This is a genomic window from Promicromonospora panici, assembly GCF_900608595.1.
In the GTDB taxonomy this organism is placed as follows: Bacteria; Actinomycetota; Actinomycetes; order Actinomycetales; family Cellulomonadaceae; genus Promicromonospora; species Promicromonospora panici.
Genome location: NZ_UWYY01000015.1, coordinates 133,376 through 151,633, shown reverse-complemented (window position 1 = coordinate 151,633; position 18,258 = coordinate 133,376). Strand labels below are relative to the sequence as shown.

Sequence of the window (18,258 nt, the reverse complement as noted above, 5' to 3'; positions counted from 1 at the left end):
GGCAGCTCGACGAAGCCGGGCTCAGGCGTCGCGCGGGGCGGACGAGCGAAGCGCCGCCGGGACCGGGTCGGGAACCGTCCCGATCGCCCGGTAGCCGGCGATCAGGGCTCTCACGGCATCGGCCAGGCCCGCCGTCGGCTCGGCGTGGCGCGCGGGGCCGCGGGCCAGCTCGGCCCGCCCGTGGGCCAGCGCCCAGTACGCGAACCCGGCAGCGCTCCCGTTCTGCGGCAGCACCTGCTCGAATGTCTCCAGCAGGTGGTGCCACAGTGCGGTCCACGGCTCGACCCGGGGGTCGTCCGGCGCGGGCTTGGCGTGCACCAGGGCAGCAAACGCATGGGGTCGCTCGACGGCGAAGTTCACGTAGGCGTCCGCCATGCCGATCAGGTGGTCCTCGCCCGAGCCTTCCACGTCCAGCAGCGCGGCGTGCAACGCCCAGGCCGCCGCCGCCCCGATCGCCACGACCAGCCCGTCGCGCCCGTCCACGTAGCGGTAGAGCGCGTTCGGCGAGACACCGAGCTCTCCGGCGATCTCCCGCAGCGACCACTGGTCCCACCCGCTCGCCTCGACGACGGCCAGGGCGCGGGGGCCGATCTGCGCAGGATCGACGTGGCTCGGGTAGGGCACCAGGTCACCGTAGTCGGGGCACGGTGATCCCGACCAGCTCGGCGCTCTGGGTCCACAGCTCGGTGGCGAGCTCGTCGCGCATCGCGTCCGGCGACGGGTCCTTCGGGCGCAGCCCGTCGAGGTACTGGAAGCCCCGGCCGTGCCAGCCGTCGTCGAGCAGGAGCGACACCATGCTGCGCGCGCTCGTGCCGGACAGGCGCATGTTCGCCACGAACGGGGTCAGCGCGTACCCCAGGGCACGCAGCGGAGGCTGGAGCCAGCGGGGAATCTCACGGCCCAGGCCGGTGTCGACCATCAGGCCCGGGTCGACGGCGAAGACGTCCACGTCGCGTCCGGTGTCGCGGAAGTGCGCCTGCAGCCCGCGCGCCTGGAGCACGCTCGCGAGCTTCGAGGTCGAGTACCGGACGGTCCCGGCCTCGATCCGCCGACCGGGCTCGGCATCGTCAGGGAGTGCCAGGTTGCGTGCCCCCATCCAGGTGGGCGCGGGGATGCCGGCCCGGCGGGCGAGCATGTTGTCCGGCTCGTGCACCCCGCTGCTCAGCACCACGACCCGCGCGCCCGGTTCGAGGTGGTCGCGCAGCGACCAGAGCACGAGCTGGTGCGCGAGCACGTTGACCCCGAAGTTGATCTCGAACCCGTCAGCGGTCCGGGCGTCTCGCCGGCTGTTCATCCCGGCGTTCGCGACCAGGCCACGCAGGCGGACGTCGCCCAGCTCCTCGAGCCCGCGCCGCACCGACGCCAGGTCGGCGAGATCGGCCACGAACGGCAGGCAACCGACCCCAGCGGCCGCGACCTCGGCCGTCAATGCCTCGACAGTGTCCCGCCTGCGCCCGCCGACGACGACGGGCACGCCGCGGCGCACCAGCTCTCGTACCGTCCTGCGGCCGAGGCCACCGGTGGCACCGGTGACCAGCACGAAGTTCTCCTGCATGACTACCTCCAGCGTCCGACCCGTGAACCCCATGGTTCACAGTGTCCACCTTCGAAGGTACACGCCGTCCACCTTCGCTGTCACCCTGTCACTGTCACCCTGTCGCCGTCCCCCGTCGCTGTCCCCCGTCGCTGTCCCCCGTCGCTGAACGGATAGCCCGCCAGGTCAGCTTCCCGACCCCGAGCAACTTCCGGGCGCTCTTCCGTCGTGCCACGGGGGTCACCCCGCGCGCCTACCGCACCACCTTCCGTCCCACCGCCCCGGCGGTGTGACGCGGCGGCACCGGGAGGACGGCGAGCGGGACGTGGTGCTGCCCCGCGTGGATGTCGCGGTCGTGCAGCGAGCCCTGCGAGACCCGGCGCGGGAACGAGATCTTGACGACGTCGAGGTCGGGCAGCCGGAACATCCGTACGGTCTCCCGGTCGACGTCGTAGAGGTCGGCGATCCGCTGCTCGTCCAGGTACGACTCGTCGGCGACGGCCTGGTACGTCTCGTGGTCCTTGGCGAACACGTCGATGGTGACCCAGAACGGGCCGGCGTTCTTGGACCGGACCTCGTGGCAGACGTCGGCGAGGGTGAGCGGCTGGTCAGACATGGGCGGTGGCTCCGATCTCCGTGCGGAACAAGGCGGTCGGCGTCGGGCTGTCGACCACGTGGTTGAGGACGAACTCGTAGGAGGCACCACGCTCGGTCTCCGCGGGCGAGGCCGCGAAGGCGAAGCTCGGCAGGTAGTCCATCTCCTGCGTGGGCATGTGCAGCAGGTAGGGGTTCATGACCTGCGCGATCGCGGTGGCGGTCGGCTGGTCCGGCGCGCTGACGACGAGCATGACGCCGAGCTCACGGGGCGGCCCCGACGCGGGGTCGAGCTTGCCGAGGACGGCGTTGTGGCCGTAGAGGCGCAGGTCGAAGTCGAACTGCCCTTCGGTGAGCCCGAGCGCCTGCTCGACGCGCATGAAGAGGTACTTGCGCAGTACCTCGACCCACCGTTCCGGGTCGGCCAGCACCAGCGGCTCGCGGACCCCGACGAACGAGACGGTCTGGTATCCGGCGATCCGCGCGCCCTCCAGCTTGACCGTGTGCTGCGCGGCGTGCCGGAACTCCGAGCCCTCGACACGCACCCGGCGCTCGTCCAGGGCCCGGTAGGTCGCGTTCCGGACGTCGAGGACGCCGTCCGGCTCGGTGAGCAGGAAGGGGTCGGCGTTCTCGTACAGCATGTGCGCGGCGACCGACGTCGGCGTGCAGGCGGTGTCCGGATCGACAGCCTCGATGGTGAAGCCCTCGTGGTCGATCGTCGCGAAGATGCCGCCGGTGCGGGGATTCGTCGTGGCCTGGGCGCCGCACTCGACGATCTTGCTCGCGTGCCACGTCGGCCCGGCGGGCATACCCCGCAAGAGCGGGACGGCCGCGGCGATGCTGGTGTCCGTGGCCCGGCCCGCGAGCACGACCTGCGCTCCCGCCTGGAGCGCCTCGACGATCGGCTCGTGCCCCATGAGCCCGACGATGTGGGTGCACGAGTCGATCGTCTCGGGGGCCAGCTCGCCGAGCGGCGAGAGCGGGTGGACGAGGCCCGCGGCGAGGTAGCCCTGCACGTCGTCGGCGCGCTGCTCGCTGTAGATACGCGCGACCGGCAGGTCGAGGCCCTCCTCGGCCATGATCGCCGTCACGATCCCGGCGACCCAGTCGACGCCCGTATCCGTCCCGCTCGTCCCGCACGACCCCACGATCAGCGGGACGTCGGCCCGTGCGGCCGCCCGCAGCAGCAGGCGCAGGTCGCGCGCGATCGAGGCCGCGGGCGACTTCGCCGTGGCGGAGCCGAGGTAGTGCGGGCCGGAGTCGGTGGAGCCGCCGTCGACGGCGATGACGTCCGGGCCCAGCTCCATACCGCGCTCGACCATCGTCTCGGCGAAGCCGCCGCCCAGCATCCCGATGGGCACGAAGACCTTGACGGATTGCGTCGTGGGTGTCGTCACGATGTCTCTCTTCCTTGTCGGCTTCCCTGCTGGCTTTCCTGCTGGCTTTCCTGCTGGCTTTCCTGGCCGGCACTGATCTCCCGCCGGACGAAGAAGAAGAGCGCGAGCCCCGCGACCCCGACCAGGCTCGAGTGCAGGAAGAGGAGCCGCCAGCTCGTCAGGTCGACCAGGCCGCCGATCAGGGCCGGCCCGAGCGAGTTCCCGACGGCGGCCGCCACGGCGTAGAGCCCTGTGTAGGCCCCGACGACCGAACCGCTGGGAGCGAGGTTCCACATCAGCACGACGCCGTTGACGGAGAACGCCGCGTAGCCGATCGCCGCGACCACGAGGCCCGTGATCGTCATCTCCAGGGTCGGCAGGGCGAAGGCGATCAGGCAGCCGGCCACCATGACGGTGAGCCCGAGACGCACCATCCGGCGTCGGCCCAGGCGGTCGGACACGAGCGCGAACGGGATGGCGGCGGCGATGAACCCGATCCCGCCGGGCAGGGTGAGCGAGCCGGCGACTCCTCGGCTCACGTCGAGCACCTCCATGGCGTAGGGGGTGAGCTGCGAGCGCATCGCGGCCCAGGTCCCCGCCGTCGCGACGATCCCGAGGAGCAGGAAGATCCGGCTCCGGTCCCGGTCGCGGAAGAGCTCGCCGACGACGCCGCGGAAGCTCCACCCGCCGACACCGTTCGCGCGCTCGGCGACGGCGCGCTGGTATCCCAGCGAGCGGGTCTCGCGGATAGTCAGGGCGACGATCGTCATCGCGCAGACCAGCAGGATCGCAGGGATTGCGAATGCGAGCCGCAGGTCGCGGTCGACGACGAACAAGCTGATGAGCGCCGAGACGATGATGGTGAGGCTGGTAGCCACCTTGGCGATGCCGTTGGCCAGGCTGCGGCGGCCCGGTACCTGGAAGTCGGGCGTCAGCGCGTCGGTGAGCGGCTTGAACGCGTTCGCGACGACCGCGAACAGGAACATGCAGACGACGAGCGCGCCGAACGAGCCGGCGAACGGAATGAGGACGAAGAACACCGCCGCGACCGGTGCGCCGATGACGAGGTAGGGGACGCGCCGCCCCCACCGGGTCCGCGTCCGGTCGGAGAGGTGTCCCGCGAGCGGCTGCAACACGATCCCGAGGATGTTGTCGACGCCCATGAGCAGCCCGATGAGGGCCGCGCTCGTGGTGTGCTGCGCGATCGACGCGGGCACCTGCGCGTCGTAGAAGTTCCACACCGACTCCTGCGCGAAGACGGCGAGGGCGACCAGCATCGCCGCGCGGGTGTTCAGTCTCGCGCGCTGGGTGACTCCCCTGGCGGACGTTGTCATTCTCAGACTCCCTTGTCTGCGCTATTTGCTATAGCATAATCCCATGACGGACCGGCGCTCACTGACCCAGCCCGAGCTGGACTTCCTCACCGCGGAGGACAGCCCCACCCTCGCCAACGCCATCGAACGCATCGACCTGCGCGACCGCGGCTCCGGCTACGTCGGCGGCCGGGTCCGGTGCAACTTCCCGGAGCTCGGCCCGATGGTCGGGCGGGCGCTCACGGTCACGTGCTCCGACGCCGTCGGCCGCCCCGCCCGCCAGGACGGCTACTGGGAGCTGTGGTCGCAGCTCGAACAGATGGAGGGGCCCGTCGTCATCGTCATGAAGGACGCCAGCACGACGCCCAGCCGCGTCGCGTACGCCGGGGAGATCATGACCACGCTCGCCCGGCGGCTCGGCGCCGTCGGCATGGTGACCGACGGCGCGTTCCGCGACGTCGCCGAGGTGCGCGCCAACGGCTTCCACTACTTCTCCCGGTACACGGTCGCCTCCCACGCCAACTTCGAGCTCTCGCACGTCGGCGACCCCGTCGCGCTCGACGGCGAGCGCATCTCCACCGGGGACGTCCTCCACGGCGACGAGAACGGCATAGTCGTGGTGCCGTGGGACGCGCTGCCCGACCTGCCCGGCGCCGTCCGGAACGTGCGCGAGAGCGAAGCCCGCGACCTCGCCTATCTCAACGGACCGGACTTCACCCTCGACGGCTACCGGCGCCTGCGCAGCTACGGCGCCCCGCCCCCGCCCCAGGCGCCGTCCGCGAACCGGGGCGCATGACCGCACGCCCGGCCGACGGGTTCGGGGCCCGCTTCGCCCTGCCCCTCGTGCTCGGGCCGGCGCTGAACTCGATCAACACCACGATGATCTCGGTCGCCCTGGTCCCGATCGCCGAGGCGACGGGCGCCTCCGCGGCCCAGGTGATCCTGCTCGTCGCCGGGCTCTACCTCGCCAGCGCGATCGCGCAGCCCGTCCTGGGCAGGCTCGTCGACCTCTACGGCCCGCGGCGGATCTACGTCACCGGGATGGCGGTCGCCGCGCTCGCCGGCCTCGTCCCGCTGTTCGCGCCCACGTTCGGCGCGGCGCTCGCGGCCCGGATCGTCGTCGGGATCGGCACGTCGTCGGCCTATCCCGCCGCGATGGCGTCGATCCGCGCCCAGGCGGCGCGCACTCGTCGCGAACCACCGCGCGGGCTGTTCTCGGCGCTGTCGGTCTCGAGCCTCACGAGCGCCGCGATCGGCCCGGTGCTCGGCGGCGTCCTGGTCACGCACTTCGGCTGGCAGTCGATCTTCGTCGCGAACACGCCGTACGGCCTCGCCGCGATCGTGCTGGCGCTGCTGTGGCTCCCCGGCGACCGGCCGCGGCCCGCGACGATCCGGCCCGACGACGATGCCGACGGCGAGCGGCGGCCGCGTCTCGACGTCGCCGGGCTGGTGCTGTTCGCGGTCGCGATCGCGTCCGTGCTCGTGTTCGTCCTCGGCCTGTGGCCCGGCCAGTACTGGCTGCCCGCCGTGACCGTCGTCGCGACCGCGGCGCTCGTGGTCTGGGAGCGCCGCCGCGACCAGCCGTTCATCGACGTCCGCATGCTCGCGGCGCGGCCGGCGCTCCTACGGACGTACGCGCGCCTGTTCCTGGTCCACACGTGCGTCTACCTCGTCATCTACGGCATGACCCAGTGGCTGCAGTCCGCGGCGGGCTACGGCGCGGGCGCGGCCGGATGGATGCAGCTGCCCGCGGTGCTGCTCGCCGGAGTCGCCGCCGTCCTCGTCTCCCGCGGCCGGGGACTGCGCGTGCCGCTCATGCTCGCCGCGGTGATCCCGGCCGTCGGCGGCCTGCTCCTCACGTTCCTCGCCGCCGACTCCCCCACCTGGGTGATCCTGGTCGCGATCGCGCTGTTCGGGCCGTCCCAGGGACTCGCGGCGGTCTCCAACCAGGTGGCGCTGTACGCCCAGGCGCCGCCCCGGCAGACGGGCGTGTCGGCCGGGATGTCCCGCACGGCCGTCCAGCTCGGCGCGATCGCCGCCTCGGGTGTGATCGGGCCGCTGTTCGGGTCGGGCGCGACGGACGCCGACCTGCACCTCGTCGGCTGGATCATCACCGGCCTCGCGGCAGCCGCCCTGCTGCTGACGGCCGCCGACCCGGCGCTACGGACCGACGGCCGTGCGGCGTCCTGATCACGTGTCCTGAAGGCGCCCCATCGCGGACCGCGCGTGCCGCCGCATCAGGGTCTCCGCGCGTTCCTCGTCGTGGTCGCGCAGGGCGCCGTAGATCGCGATGTGGTCCTCGATCCGCCCGCGCGTCCACTCGACGTCGGCCACGTCCTGCTCGACGGTGCGGATCCGCTCGTCCCCACCCAGGATCGCGAAGCTCTCGATCATGCGGCGCAGCGGTGGGTTCGCGGCGGCATCCGCGACCACCGAATCGAAGGCGCGCGCCAGGGTCATCAGCTCGTACGCCCCCTCGGTCTCCAGGCCGCCCTCGGCCTTCTCCAGGAGCTCCTGCAGCCGGGCGAGACCCTCGTCATCGATCTTCCGGGCGGCCAGCCGAGCCTCCGCCGCCCGGAGCAGGACCTCGATCTCCATGAGCTCCTCGAGCGTCTCCCCGGGCTGAGCCGCGATGCGCAGCCGGCGGGAGTCGCTGCGCTCCACAAGCCCTTCGTGCTCGAGCTTCCGCAGCGCCTCCCGCACCGGCGTCGGGCTCACGCCGAGATCGGCGGCGAGCTTGCGCTCCGTGACCTGGGCGCCAGGGGCGAGCTCCCCGTCGGCGATGCTCTTGCGGATGGCGCTGTAGGCATGCTCGGCCAGCGACCCCGCCCGGGGCAACGGCTGGAGGCCGGTCGTCTCGACCACGCGGGTCTCCCCTCACAGAATCGCTCCGCGAGCCTCGAGCAGCCGACGCGGGTTTCCGTACCAACGCTATAGCAAACGTGCGGTAGGTTCACCCCGCAGCGGGGTACCCCGCAACCGGAGCCGTCACGAGGGAGAGAACAGCTGTGTGGATCTGGGTGGCCGTCGGCCTGCTCGTGCTGGTGCTGGGCCTGTTCCTGACGCTCGTCACGGTCATGCGCACCAAGAACCCGCGGGCGCTCGCCGCCGTCCGACAGTTCAACCGGCGGTTCAACAACCCCCGCATGCTGCGGCACGCGGGCGAGCCCGGATCGAGGCTCGCCGTGATCCGGCACGTCGGACGACGCTCCGGCACGCCGTACGCGACGCCGCTCGGGGTGCTGCCCATGGGCGACGACTTCCTCGCCATCATGTCGTACGGCACTGACACGGACTGGCTGCGAAACATCCGTGCGGCGGGCGCCGCGGAGCTCGTGAGCGGCGGCCGGACGTACCAGGTGGCGGCCGGGCAGATCGTCGGGCGGGACGAGACGCTGCCGTACGTGCCGGCGGGGCAGCTTCCCTTCGTACGCCTCTTCGGGGTCAACGACTTCCTCGTGCTGCGGCGCGCCCTGGTCACCTCGGACGAGGACGCGCCCAGAGCCTGATCCGACCGGCTGATCGCCCGCTCGTGGCCGGTGTTGGTGCTCTGGGCATCTACTGACCGTCGGGTGAGATTTGCCGCGTCGTGAGGAGCCGGACAGCCCGGGTTCACGATCGGACGGCAGCGTGATGGCGGGCCGGCCAGACGGTCGGCCCGCGATCAGGACAGGAGAATTCTGTGAAATCGACTGCCAACCGATCGACCGCCCGCTGGGTCCGGACCCTCGGCCTGACCGGAGGAGGGCTCGCGCTCGCCCTCACGGGCGCGCTGCTGCCGTCCGCCACCGCCGCTCCGGGTGCCGGCCAGAGCACCGGTTCGTGGGCCGAGTCGGCCTACCGGGGCGCCGTCGACGTGGTCGCCGGACCGGACGAGGACCAGGAGACCATCGACGGCGTCGTCTTCGTCGACCGCGACGAGGACTCCCGGCAGGACCGCGACGAGCGCGGGCTGCGCGGGGTCACCGTCTCGAACGGCCGCGACGTCACGACGACGGACCACCGCGGCCGCTACGAGCTGCCGGCGTTCGACAACATGACGGTCTCCGTCACCCAGCCGAGCGGCTTCCAGGTGCCGGTCGACGACGACAACGTCGCCCAGTTCTACTACCACCACCTGCCCGAGGGCTCCCCCGAGCTGCGCTACGGCGGGCTCGAGCCGACCGGCCCGCTCCCGGACGAGGTCAACTTCCCGCTCGCCACGAGCCGTCTCACCGGGTCGGCCGAGCAGCACTGCCTCATCGGCGGCGACATCCAGCCGTACGACCGGGACGAGGTGGAGTACGCCCGGAAGGGGGCGTTCACCGACCTCGCCGCACGCACCGACTACACGGGCTGCGGCGCCCTGTTCATCGGCGACGTCGTGGGCGACGACCTGTCCCTGTACTCCGAGATCCGCGAGCTCACGGGCATGCTCAACGGGCCGGCGCGGTTCCTGCCCGGCAACCACGACCTGGACTTCGACGCCACGAGCAGCGAGCACACCTTCGACACGTACCGGGCGAAGCTCGGCCCCGAGTACTACTCCTACGACGTGGGCCGGGCCCACGTCGTCACGCTGAACACCGTCGAGTACCCCGTGGGCGACTCGTACACGGGCTCGCTCGACGAGCGCCAGCTCGAGTGGCTGCGCAACGACCTCGCGCGGGTGCCGAAGGACCGGCTGATCGTCATCGCGGCCCACATCCCGCTCCTTGACTACGCCGACCAGGACAGCACCAAGCACCAGGTCGCTCAGGTCAAGGAGGTCTACGAGCTCCTGAAGGGCCGGGAGGCGATCGCCCTGGGCGGTCACACGCACAGCCTGGAGAACCTGCGGGCCGGCGACAGCCTGCAGGGCTGGTCGGACGTCATGGGCGTCGACGAGCTGCCCTTCCCGCACATCACGGCGGGCGCGATCTCCGGCGACTGGTACTCGGGCGTCCTGCTGCCCGAGGGCTATCCGGCGGCGCTGCAGCGGGACGGCGGCCAGCCCGGCGTCCTGACCCTCGACATCGCGGGCACCAGCGTCGAGGAGCGGTTCACCGTGCGCGGCGAGCCGGACACGCACCAGATGGCGCTGGGCGTGAACACGCCCCGCTATCGCGAGTGGTTCGCCGCCCACCGCGCCGACGCCGGCGAGGCACCGGAGTTCACCGACCCGCTCGTCGTCTCGCAGGCCGATCTGGCCGGCACCACCTGGCTGACCACCAACTTCTGGATGGGCAGCACGGGCTCCACCGTCACGGCGACGCTCGACGGCGGCGAACCCGTCGAGGCCGTCCGCACGCAGCCGATGCAGGGCGAGGCGCCGAAGGTCGGCGCCGAGTGGTCCGACCCCGTCGCCGCGCAGCAGCAGCTGGTGCACGGCGGCAGCATCGCCGAGCGCTCCATGCACCTGTGGCGCCTCGAGCTGCCGGCCGACCTCGCGACCGGCTCGCACACGGCCGAGGTCACCGCCACGGACGTGCACGGCCGCACCTTCACGGAGACGCTGACCTTCGAGGTCACCGACTGACCCGGGCGAAATCGCTTCGGCGGCGAGCGAATCGGATTGAGGGTCGGGTCCCGCGGTGCCACAGTGGCATCTTGGAGGGATCACATGTCCGACTCGCTCGCCGTCGAGGCGCGAGGCCTCGTCCGGCATTTCACCACCCGTAAGTCCGTCACCAAGGCTGTCGACGGTATCGACCTCTCGATCACCGAGGGCAGCGTCTTCGGCCTGCTGGGCCCCAACGGCGCCGGCAAGACCACCGTGGTCCGCATGCTCGCCACCCTGCTGCGGCCCGACGCCGGAACCGCCAGCGTGCTGGGTCACGACGTCGTGCGCGACGCCGACGCCGTCCGCTCCGCCGTCGGCCTCACCGGGCAGTACGCCTCGGTGGACGAGGACCTGACCGGCACCGAGAACCTGCTCATGCTCGCCCGGCTGTACGGTTTCGCGCCGGCCGCCGCACGGCGGCGCGTCCAGGGCCTGCTGGAGGCGTTCGACCTGGCCGACGCCGGGTCCCGGCAGGTCAAGACCTACTCCGGCGGCATGCACCGGCGCATCGACCTCGCCGCGTCGCTCGTGCTCGCCCCGCGGGTCCTGTTCCTGGACGAGCCGACCACCGGCCTGGACCCCCGCAGCCGCAACCAGGTCTGGGACATCGTCCGCGTGCTCGTGGACGACGGCGCCACCGTGCTGCTCACCACCCAGTACCTCGACGAGGCGGATCAGCTCGCGGACCGCATCGCCGTCGTCGACCACGGGCGCACCATCGCCGAGGGGACGCCCAGCGAGCTCAAGCGCTCGGTCGGCGAGGGGGCCGTGCACCTGCGCGTCGCCGAGGTGGCCGACCGCGCCCGGGCGGCCGAGATCACCGAGCGCGTGCTCGGCGCCGAGGTCACCTTCGACTCCGACCCGCACGCGATCGCCGCCCGCGTGCCCGACACCGGCGCCGACGCCGTGCCCGGCCTGCTGCCCGCCCTGACCGAGGCCGGGATCAGCGTTCCCGAGTTCACCCTGGGCCAGCCGAGCCTGGACGAGGTGTTCCTCGCCCTCACCGGCCAGCCCTTGCCCGACGAGGAGCCGGGCGGCGACGGCGTTCCCGCGGGCTCGGCCCGTTCCGCGACCAGTACTGAGACGACGGAGGCGTCCCGATGACCACCACCCTGCGCGAGGCCGTCGCCCTCACCGAGCCACCCTCGCGGCCGTCGCCCCTGTCGACCACGCTGACGTTCGGCTGGCGGGCGCTGCTGAAGATCAAGCACGTGCCCGAGCAGCTGTTCGACGTGCTGGTCTCCCCCATCATCTTCACGCTGATGTTCACGTACCTGTTCGGGGGCGCGCTGGCCGGCTCCACACAGGCGTACATCCAGTTTCTGCTGCCCGGCATCCTCGTGCAGACCATCCTGTTCGTGACGATCTACACCGGCTACACGCTCAACACCGACATCTCCAAGGGTGTGTTCGACAGGTTCCGTTCGCTGCCGATCTGGCGGCCGTCACCCGTGGTGGGCGCGCTGCTGGGCGACACGGTGCGCTACACGATCGCCTCGGTCATCACCATCGGCCTGGGGCTCGTGCTGGGGTTCCGGCCCGACGGCGGATTCCTGGGCGTGCTGCTCGGGGTGCTGCTCCTGCTGGTGTTCGCGTTCGCGCTGAGCTGGACCTTCATCATCCTCGGGCTGCTGGTGCGCTCGCCCAACGCCGTGATGGGGGTGTCGATGATGGTACTCATGCCGCTCACGTTCGCCTCGAACGTCTTCGTGGACCCGGCGACCATGCCGTCCGGCCTGCGCGCGTTCGTGGAGGTCAACCCGGTGAGCCACCTGGTCACCGCGGAGCGCAGCCTCATGGCGGGCAGCCCGGACACCACCGAGATCGTCTGGGTCCTGATCGCGTCCGTGGTCCTGACGGCGGTGCTGGGCCCGATCGCGATGCGGATCTACCGGAACAAGACCTGACGGAGCAGCAAGACCTGACGGAGTCGCCGGCCGTCGCGCACACTCTGGTGCACGACGGCTGGGCACCCCGATGCCCGCCGGCCGCTGCTACCGCCTACCTCTTGATCTCGTAGTGGAGCAGCACCACGCCGTTCTCGGACGCGGTCGCCTCCACCAGCTTCAGGTCTTGCGAGTCCTTGAAGACGCGTGTTCCCTTGCCGCGCGACGCGGGGCTGACCAGCAACCGGACCTCGTCGACGACACCGGCGTCCAGCAGTGCGTACATGAGCGTCAGGCTTCCCCACAGCCAGATGTCCCTGCCGCTGTGCTCCTTGAGCTCCCGGACGGTCGCCACCGCGTCGCGTGTCACGGTCGCGGCGGGAAAGGCGCCCCACGGGGCGTCGTCCAGCTTCGACGAGGCGACGAACTTGGTGAGGTTGTTGAGCTTCTCGCCGTACTCGCCCTGCTCCTCCGCGTACGGCCAGTAGTCCTTGGACTGGGCGTAGGTGTTCGCGCCGAGGATCAAGGTGTCGATCGAGTCCATGAACCCCATCATGTTCGCCTTGAACGCACTCCTGTCGTTCTCGGCGAAGGGTTCGGCCGACACGTAGCTGAGTCCCCCGTCCTCCTCCGCGGCGATATTGTCGACGGTCACCCACTGCTGAACGATGAGCTTTCGCATGTTCGTGGTCCCTCTGGTTCGGTACGGCCCGTGCGGCCGCGTTCAACCCAGGGACGGAACCACGAACGAGTTCTCGACATTCACCGGTCGGGCGAATCACGTCGGGCGAATCACGTCGGGCGGATCACGTCGGGCGGATCACGTCGGGCAGGTCGGGTCAGCGGCTCGGGTCCAGAGTGGTGGCCCACAGCGACCGACCGGCCTGGTCGCGCAGGTCGACTCGGAGCTGCCTCGTGGCGCCGTCGACGTTCACCTCGCCGAAGTGCTGGAAGCCCTCCAGCGGTGACGTGTTGGCGCGCGGCGGGGAGCTGACGAACGCCTGCTGCGGACCGAACGTCGGGTCGAGGGTGTTCGGGCCGAACGCGCCGGCGTGCAGCGGGCCGGAGACGAACTCCCAGAACGGGTCGAAGCCGTCGAACGCGGCTCGTTCGGGTGAGTAGTGGATGGCGGCGGAGTAGTGCACGTCGGCGGTCAGCCAGACGGTGTTGCGCACACGCCGCCGGCTGATCTCCTGCAGCACCCATGCCAGCTCCGCCTCGCGGCCGTTGGGCACGCCGGGCAGGCCGTTGGCGACGCCCTCGATCTTGTCGCCGTCGGGCACGGTGATGCCGATCGGCATGTCCGAGGCGATGACCTTCCAGGTCGCGCGGGAGCGGTCCAGCGACTCCACCAGCCAGCGCGCCTGGCGGGCGCCGAGGATCCGCTCCGGCGTGGTGCCGGTCGAGTTCGCATCCCGGTAGCTGCGCATGTCGATCACGAAGACGTCGAGCAGCGGGCCGTGCGACACTCTGCGGTACACGCGACCGTCGACAGCGTCCTGCCTGCGTACGGGCTGCCACTCGTGGAAGGCCTGGTACGCCCGGGCGGCGAGGACGTCGACGCGCTGCTCGGTGTAGCGATCGTCGTTCAGGATCTCACCGGGGTACCAGTTGTTCGTCACCTCGTGGTCATCCCACTGCACGAGCTGCGGCACCTTCGCGGCGAAACGCCGCACGTTCTCGTCGAGCAGGTTGTACGCGAACTGCCCGCGGTACTCGGCCAGCGTCTCGGCGACCTTGGACTTCTCCGGGGTGACGACGTTGCGCCACACCCGCCCGTCGGGCAGCGTCACCGACTCCTCGAGGGGCCCGTCCGCGTACACGGTGTCGCCGCTGTGCAGGAAGAAGTCCGGGTTGCGGGCGGCCATCGCGTCGTAGATCGTCATGCCGCCGATGTCGGGGTTGATGCCCCACCCCTGGCCGACGACGTCCCCTGACCACACGAACCGCACGTCCCTGCGGTCCCGCGGCACGGTCCGGAACTGCCCGGTGAGCGCCTGGCTGTCGGCCCGGCCGTCCAGGTCCTGCGCGACCACGCGGTAGTGGATCTCCTGCCCCGCCGGGAGGCCGGCCAGCCGCACCTCGCCGGTGCCGTCGGTCTCGGGGGTGAGCAGCGGGCCGCGGATCCGCACCGTGCGCCGGAAGTCGGGGTCACGGGAGATCTCGATGAACATCCGCGACGGGCGGTCGGCCCGGGTCCATACCACGGCCCCGTCCGAGCGCGGGTCGCCGAGCTGCACGCCGTGGGTGAGCACCGGGCGGCCGGCCCTCGCGAAGGCGCGTGCTGCAGATGTGGGTGCTGCGGATGCGGGTGCTGCGGATGCGGGTGCTGCGGAAGCCGGTGCGGCCGGCAGGAGCAGCCCGGCGGCGGCGAGGCCGGTGGCGCCGAGCAGGGCGCGCCGGTTCAGTTCAAGACCATTCAGTTCAGGACCGCTCAATGCAGGGCCAGGGTTCATGCGACCCGTTCTAGCCGGGCTGGGAGGCGTCCCGATGGCCGCGGCCCGAAGCCCGGGTGAATCCCGATGATCAGCGGCGTTACGTCGAGCGGTCAGCGATTCTCCGCTCAGCTCCGGCACGCCGTCACCGTCCAGGTCGTCGAGCGCCGTGGCCCGTTCCGCCACCGCCATGACGAGCGCGAGCAGTGGCCCGACGACCTTCGGCCCGGCACCCGCCTGGAAGTCGGCGTCGTGCGCGGCAAGGTGCAGGCCCTTGTACCGGTGCGATCAGGACCGGCCGGTGTTCGAGAGCAGCCCAGTTTCACACCGGGCAACGTCGAGGAATAGTGGAGGCCGTCGTCCTGTTCGAGGCCCTCATGTCCTCGGCCGTGCCTCTCCCACAGCAAAGGAGCACCATGCCCGCTCGCATCATCAGCGCCGTCCCCGTCCCGTTCACGCTCGACGGGTCGCTCGACCTGGCCACCTACGACGCCGCGCTCGCCACGCTCGCACCGCACGTGGGCGGTGCCCTGGTCGCCGGGACGACCGGCGAGTTCCCCGCGCTCGACGACGACGAGCGCGTCGAGCTGTTCCGGCGCGCCGCGGACCTGCTGGGCGCGGAGCGCGTCATCGCACACCTGGGACACGGGAGCACGCGTCAGGTGCTACGTCTCGCCGATGCCGTGGCGGCCATCGGGATCCGTCGCTTCGCCCTCCTCAGCCCGTACTACCTGCCGACCGACGACGACGGCGTCGTCCAGTTCTTCCGGGCTCTCACCGAGGCGCATCCGCAGGCCGAGGTCTACGCCTACATCTTCCCGGAGCGGACCGGGATGGACGTCTCCCCTGCGACGCTCGCGCGGGTCCTCGCGCTGCCCGGGATGGTCGGCGTGAAGCTGTCGGGTGGGGCAGCCGCGCGGCTGCCCGAGTACGCCGCGGTGCTCGGCCCCGGCCACGAGCTCTACTCGGGCGACGACTCGACGCTCCCGGCCGTGCTCGCATCGGGAGGGAGCGGCGTCGTCTCGGGCCTGTCGAGCGCGTTCCCCGAGACGTTCGCCGCGCTCGCCCGGGCGCTCGACGCCGGGAGCCCCGAGTCCGATGCCATCCAGGCCGTGGTCGAGGAGATCGTCCCGCTCGCCGGTTCCACGGTCGCGCGGCTCAAGGCCGCCATGTCCGCACGCGACGGCGCACCGTGGGCTTCCCGCATGGCACTTCCAGCCGTCGACGACGCGACGCTCAAGGCGATACGCGGCGCCGTCGCGGCCCACCGGTAGACCGTCACGGCACGAGCGTCCGCGACAGCGATCAGCGCGATCAGCGCGTCGGCCCGCAGCCGTCGTCGCAGATGCTGACCGAAGCCAGCACGGCCTTGTGGTCAGACGGCCAGACGGCGTCCGGCGTCAGGATCACGTCGGCGCTGTCGTCGTCGATGCGCTCGTTGCGCACGATCGTCGACTGCGGGCCGACCACGGCGGCGTCGTCGATCGAGACGCGCTGGTCGGTCGTGACGAAGACGTAGTCGATGCGGTCGCGCTCGTCGGCCTCGGGTGCCCAGGTCAGGTCCGACGTCGGGAAGAGCTCGTTGTCGGACGGCCACGTGATGCCAGGGTTCGCGACCGGGTCGGGGTAGACCTCGCGGAAGGCGTCGACCAGCCCGCCGTCGAGCAGCGTCTGCGTCGTCTGCCACGGGATGACGACGCCGTTGTGGTCCTGCAGGTCGGCGGTCGCCTCGGTCCAGTCCTGCACCGAGGGCTCGTTGAAGTCGCCGCCCACGACGGCGATACGGCCCGCCGCGCGCTCGGCCGCTACGTCCTCGACCAGCGCCGCGGCGGTCGCCGGGCGGCCCGACTGCCGGTTCGCCTCCAGGATCGCGTCGACGTCGGTGACCGGCGCGTCCAGCTTGTTCCAGGTGTCCCAGCCGTCCGGCCAGTCGCCGTGGATCTCGCCGCCGTAGCCGCGCGGCAGGTAGGTGGCGTACCAGCGGTACTCGAGGTGCCCGCCGTAGGCCACGACCTCGGTCCCGTTGACGTCGAGCACCGCCTTCGACCACCAGTCGTCGACGGTGCTGGTCTCGAGGATCGGGTAGCGCGAGACGATGCCCGTGTCGGTGGCGGTGAGGTGGTCGTACCCGAGCAGCCTGGCGACCCGCTTCGGTGCGTCACCCTGCTCGGGCAGGAACGTCACGTCGGCGTCGGTCTGTCGGATGATGTCCGCGATCTCCCGCGCGCCGTTGTCGATCTGCGTGCCGCCGTGCCACACGTTGAAGGCGAGCACGTTGAGCTCGCTCACGCCGTCGACCTCGGGCTTCGGCTTCGCGGGGCGCGCGCCCTTGCCGGCGTTGGTCTTGCTGGCGTTGGCCGTGCCGGCGCTGTCCGGGCTGAGGGCGGGCTCGGCCGCGAAAGCGAGCGGGGCCGTCACGAGAGCGGCGAGGACACCGCCGATGCCCATGGTCGCGATCAGACCTCGGCGAATGCGTGCTGATGACATCTTTGGCTCCCCCGGCTCGGAATGCGGTGCGGCCGCGAGGTTACGAGGTGCGCGTGACCTGCCTATGGCCGGGAGGTGAACGCCTCCGCCGCGGCGGTTGCGGCGAGCTGACGCACGTTCAGCAGGCCAGCAGCGTCCACAGATCGCCTGATTACGGCTCTCCCGAGCCTGTTGAATCAAGGTCAGGCACGGCGCGATCGGCGATGTGGATTCCCAGATCGGTCCGGCCGGGCAGGATGTCCGCGCGCAGGGCTCGGGTGCCCTGGTAGTCGCCGTCGCGCAACCGCCGAAACCGTCGGGGCCGCTCGACGTCGACGGCGCGCAGCCGCACCCGCAGTCGCTCGATCTCCCGATCCGCAGCCGCGCGATCCAGGTCGTCGGCGTCGTAGACGACATGCAGGTCGAGCGTCTCGATGCCCACGTACCAGAGCACGCCGTGCGTGACCGGGAACAGCAGGGACTCCAGGTCGCCGCTGATGCCGCGCCGGCCGATCGAGCGCGGGTCCTCCCCCACGGTCACCACGACGAGCGCCTTGCGCCCGACCAGACCGCCGTCCCCGTAGCGCCGCGGAATGCCGCGCTCCGGATCGAGGTCACCGTAGGCGAACCCATTGGTGAGGACCCGGTCGAACCAGCCCTTCAGGATCGCCGGCGGGCCGTACCACCACAGGGGGAACTGCACGACTAGCAGCTCTGCCGCCGCGACCTTGGCCTGCTCCTCGCGCACGTCGGCGGGCAGCCGCCCCCGGGCGTACGCCTCGCCCAGCAGCTCGGAGAGATTCCCTGCCTCGCCCGCGAGATCGCCGAGGTCGCGGTCGCTCAGGACGGGATCGAAGCCCTGCGCGTGCAGGTCGGACGTCGTCACGTCGTAGCCCGCAGACAGCGCCTCCACGCCCTCGCGGAAGAGGCGATGGTTCAGGGACTGGCGACGAGGATGCGCGTAGAGCCACAGGGCGGCACCTGGGGTCGGCGGATGCGTGATCGTCATGAGGTTTGTCTCCCGACGGCGGTTGGCTCACCGGAAGTCTGTACCCGGTCCTGAGCCGCGCGCCACGAAGCGGCGCCTCGCGGTGCGGGCTCGGGTACTCGACGGGCTGGCGGTTCGTCGGGCA

The 18,258-nt window shown here is 71.3% G+C and carries 19 protein-coding genes; 9 read left to right on the top strand and 10 right to left on the bottom strand.

Annotation, left to right across the window (positions count from 1 at the left end; translation table 11 throughout):
- Window positions 1–21 precede the first annotated feature (21 nt).
- Together EW117_RS18605 and EW117_RS18600 are read right to left on the bottom strand one after the other, a co-directional pair.
- Window positions 22–624: a TetR/AcrR family transcriptional regulator gene (locus tag EW117_RS18605; RefSeq protein ID WP_129788194.1), complete on the bottom strand. Its 603-nt coding sequence runs from the start codon at window positions 622–624 to the stop codon at window positions 22–24.
- A gap of 4 nt (window positions 625–628) precedes the next feature.
- Entirely contained in the window at window positions 629–1,588 is a 960-nt protein-coding gene (locus tag EW117_RS18600) for an SDR family NAD(P)-dependent oxidoreductase (RefSeq protein WP_129788193.1), read from the bottom strand.
- 8 nt (window positions 1,589–1,596) lie between these two features.
- Between EW117_RS18600 and EW117_RS18595 the strand changes: the two genes are divergently transcribed.
- Window positions 1,597–1,827 carry an AraC family transcriptional regulator gene (locus EW117_RS18595; RefSeq protein ID WP_129788192.1) on the top strand — a complete coding sequence of 77 codons (231 nt, stop codon included), beginning with the start codon at window positions 1,597–1,599 and terminating at the stop codon, window positions 1,825–1,827.
- Here the strand turns inward: EW117_RS18595 and EW117_RS18590 are convergent.
- From EW117_RS18590 to EW117_RS18580, 3 genes are read right to left on the bottom strand one after another with little or no spacing between them, the layout of a single operon-like run.
- Window positions 1,788–2,150 (bottom strand): DUF4387 domain-containing protein, encoded by a 363-nt coding sequence (locus tag EW117_RS18590; protein WP_129788191.1) that lies wholly within the window; start codon window positions 2,148–2,150, stop codon window positions 1,788–1,790. The two genes, EW117_RS18595 and EW117_RS18590, sit on opposite strands and share 40 nt — an antisense overlap.
- Window positions 2,143–3,525 (bottom strand): acyclic terpene utilization AtuA family protein, encoded by a 1,383-nt coding sequence (locus EW117_RS18585; protein ID WP_207211929.1) that lies wholly within the window; start codon window positions 3,523–3,525, stop codon window positions 2,143–2,145. The genes EW117_RS18590 and EW117_RS18585 overlap by 8 nt, the downstream gene beginning before the upstream one ends.
- Entirely contained in the window at window positions 3,522–4,838 is a 1,317-nt protein-coding gene (locus EW117_RS18580) for an MFS transporter (RefSeq protein WP_129788190.1), read from the bottom strand. Before EW117_RS18580 ends, EW117_RS18585 begins: the two co-directional genes overlap by 4 nt.
- A 43-nt stretch (window positions 4,839–4,881) precedes the next feature.
- On the opposite strand from EW117_RS18580, the gene EW117_RS18575 reads away from it, so the two are divergent.
- Together EW117_RS18575 and EW117_RS18570 are read left to right on the top strand one after the other, a co-directional pair.
- Window positions 4,882–5,613 (top strand): RraA family protein, encoded by a 732-nt coding sequence (locus tag EW117_RS18575; RefSeq protein WP_129788189.1) that lies wholly within the window; start codon window positions 4,882–4,884, stop codon window positions 5,611–5,613.
- A complete protein-coding gene (locus tag EW117_RS18570) occupies window positions 5,610–7,007 on the top strand; it encodes an MFS transporter (protein ID WP_129788188.1) in 1,398 nt (465 codons plus the stop codon). The genes EW117_RS18575 and EW117_RS18570 overlap by 4 nt, the downstream gene beginning before the upstream one ends.
- Here the strand turns inward: EW117_RS18570 and EW117_RS18565 are convergent, their stop codons facing one another.
- On the bottom strand, window positions 7,008–7,682 hold the full coding sequence (locus EW117_RS18565) for a GntR family transcriptional regulator (protein WP_129788187.1): 675 nt from the start codon (window positions 7,680–7,682) through the stop codon (window positions 7,008–7,010).
- A gap of 143 nt (window positions 7,683–7,825) precedes the next feature.
- Between EW117_RS18565 and EW117_RS18560 the strand changes: the two genes are divergently transcribed.
- The 4 genes from EW117_RS18560 (at window position 7,826) to EW117_RS18545 (ending at window position 12,245) form a co-directional block, all read left to right on the top strand.
- On the top strand, window positions 7,826–8,326 hold the full coding sequence (locus EW117_RS18560) for a nitroreductase family deazaflavin-dependent oxidoreductase (RefSeq protein WP_129788186.1): 501 nt from the start codon (window positions 7,826–7,828) through the stop codon (window positions 8,324–8,326).
- Window positions 8,327–8,499: 173 nt separating this feature from the next.
- The gene (locus EW117_RS18555; protein WP_207211928.1) at window positions 8,500–10,314 is read left to right on the top strand and encodes a calcineurin-like phosphoesterase C-terminal domain-containing protein; all 1,815 of its coding nucleotides are present in this window, start codon (window positions 8,500–8,502) and stop codon (window positions 10,312–10,314) included.
- 84 nt (window positions 10,315–10,398) lie between these two features.
- Window positions 10,399–11,442 carry an ATP-binding cassette domain-containing protein gene (locus EW117_RS18550; RefSeq protein ID WP_129788185.1) on the top strand — a complete coding sequence of 348 codons (1,044 nt, stop codon included), beginning with the start codon at window positions 10,399–10,401 and terminating at the stop codon, window positions 11,440–11,442.
- Window positions 11,439–12,245, top strand: coding sequence for an ABC transporter permease (locus tag EW117_RS18545; RefSeq protein WP_129788184.1), 807 nt, complete (start codon window positions 11,439–11,441; stop codon window positions 12,243–12,245). Before EW117_RS18550 ends, EW117_RS18545 begins: the two co-directional genes overlap by 4 nt.
- Before the next feature lie 94 nt (window positions 12,246–12,339).
- Here the strand turns inward: EW117_RS18545 and EW117_RS18540 are convergent, their stop codons facing one another.
- Both EW117_RS18540 and EW117_RS18535 read right to left on the bottom strand, forming a co-directional pair.
- On the bottom strand, window positions 12,340–12,906 hold the full coding sequence (locus EW117_RS18540) for a dihydrofolate reductase family protein (RefSeq protein ID WP_129788183.1): 567 nt from the start codon (window positions 12,904–12,906) through the stop codon (window positions 12,340–12,342).
- 157 nt (window positions 12,907–13,063) lie between these two features.
- Window positions 13,064–14,662, bottom strand: coding sequence for an alkaline phosphatase D family protein (locus EW117_RS18535; RefSeq protein ID WP_207211927.1), 1,599 nt, complete (start codon window positions 14,660–14,662; stop codon window positions 13,064–13,066).
- 84 nt (window positions 14,663–14,746) lie between these two features.
- On the opposite strand from EW117_RS18535, the gene EW117_RS18530 reads away from it, so the two are divergent.
- Both EW117_RS18530 and EW117_RS18525 read left to right on the top strand, forming a co-directional pair.
- Window positions 14,747–15,007 (top strand): hypothetical protein, encoded by a 261-nt coding sequence (locus EW117_RS18530; RefSeq protein WP_129788181.1) that lies wholly within the window; start codon window positions 14,747–14,749, stop codon window positions 15,005–15,007.
- A gap of 68 nt (window positions 15,008–15,075) precedes the next feature.
- Window positions 15,076–15,933 carry a dihydrodipicolinate synthase family protein gene (locus EW117_RS18525; RefSeq protein ID WP_165362768.1) on the top strand — a complete coding sequence of 286 codons (858 nt, stop codon included), beginning with the start codon at window positions 15,076–15,078 and terminating at the stop codon, window positions 15,931–15,933.
- Between the two features lie 40 nt (window positions 15,934–15,973).
- Here EW117_RS18525 and EW117_RS18520 read toward each other — a convergent pair whose 3' ends face one another.
- A complete protein-coding gene (locus EW117_RS18520) occupies window positions 15,974–17,146 on the bottom strand; it encodes an endonuclease/exonuclease/phosphatase family protein (protein WP_242504369.1) in 1,173 nt (390 codons plus the stop codon).
- Window positions 17,147–17,297: 151 nt separating this feature from the next.
- On the bottom strand, window positions 17,298–18,134 hold the full coding sequence (locus EW117_RS18515) for an NAD(P)H-dependent oxidoreductase (protein ID WP_129788179.1): 837 nt from the start codon (window positions 18,132–18,134) through the stop codon (window positions 17,298–17,300).
- Window positions 18,135–18,258 lie beyond the last annotated feature (124 nt).

Bases quoted from the DNA above. Each gene is read 5' to 3' on its own strand.
- EW117_RS18600 (WP_129788193.1), bottom strand. From the start codon at position 1,588: ATGGGGTTCACGGGTCGGACGCTGGAGGTAGTCATGCAGGAGAACTTC.
- EW117_RS18590 (WP_129788191.1), bottom strand. From the start codon at position 2,150: ATGTCTGACCAGCCGCTCACCCTCGCCGACGTCTGCCACGAGGTCCGG.
- EW117_RS18580 (WP_129788190.1), bottom strand. From the start codon at position 4,838: ATGACAACGTCCGCCAGGGGAGTCACCCAGCGCGCGAGACTGAACACC.
- EW117_RS18575 (WP_129788189.1), top strand. From the start codon at position 4,882: ATGACGGACCGGCGCTCACTGACCCAGCCCGAGCTGGACTTCCTCACC.
- EW117_RS18570 (WP_129788188.1), top strand. From the start codon at position 5,610: ATGACCGCACGCCCGGCCGACGGGTTCGGGGCCCGCTTCGCCCTGCCC.
- EW117_RS18550 (WP_129788185.1), top strand. From the start codon at position 10,399: ATGTCCGACTCGCTCGCCGTCGAGGCGCGAGGCCTCGTCCGGCATTTC.
- EW117_RS18545 (WP_129788184.1), top strand. From the start codon at position 11,439: ATGACCACCACCCTGCGCGAGGCCGTCGCCCTCACCGAGCCACCCTCG.
- EW117_RS18540 (WP_129788183.1), bottom strand. From the start codon at position 12,906: ATGCGAAAGCTCATCGTTCAGCAGTGGGTGACCGTCGACAATATCGCC.
- EW117_RS18530 (WP_129788181.1), top strand. From the start codon at position 14,747: ATGATCAGCGGCGTTACGTCGAGCGGTCAGCGATTCTCCGCTCAGCTC.
- EW117_RS18525 (WP_165362768.1), top strand. From the start codon at position 15,076: ATGCCCGCTCGCATCATCAGCGCCGTCCCCGTCCCGTTCACGCTCGAC.
- EW117_RS18520 (WP_242504369.1), bottom strand. From the start codon at position 17,146: ATGTCATCAGCACGCATTCGCCGAGGTCTGATCGCGACCATGGGCATC.
- EW117_RS18515 (WP_129788179.1), bottom strand. From the start codon at position 18,134: ATGACGATCACGCATCCGCCGACCCCAGGTGCCGCCCTGTGGCTCTAC.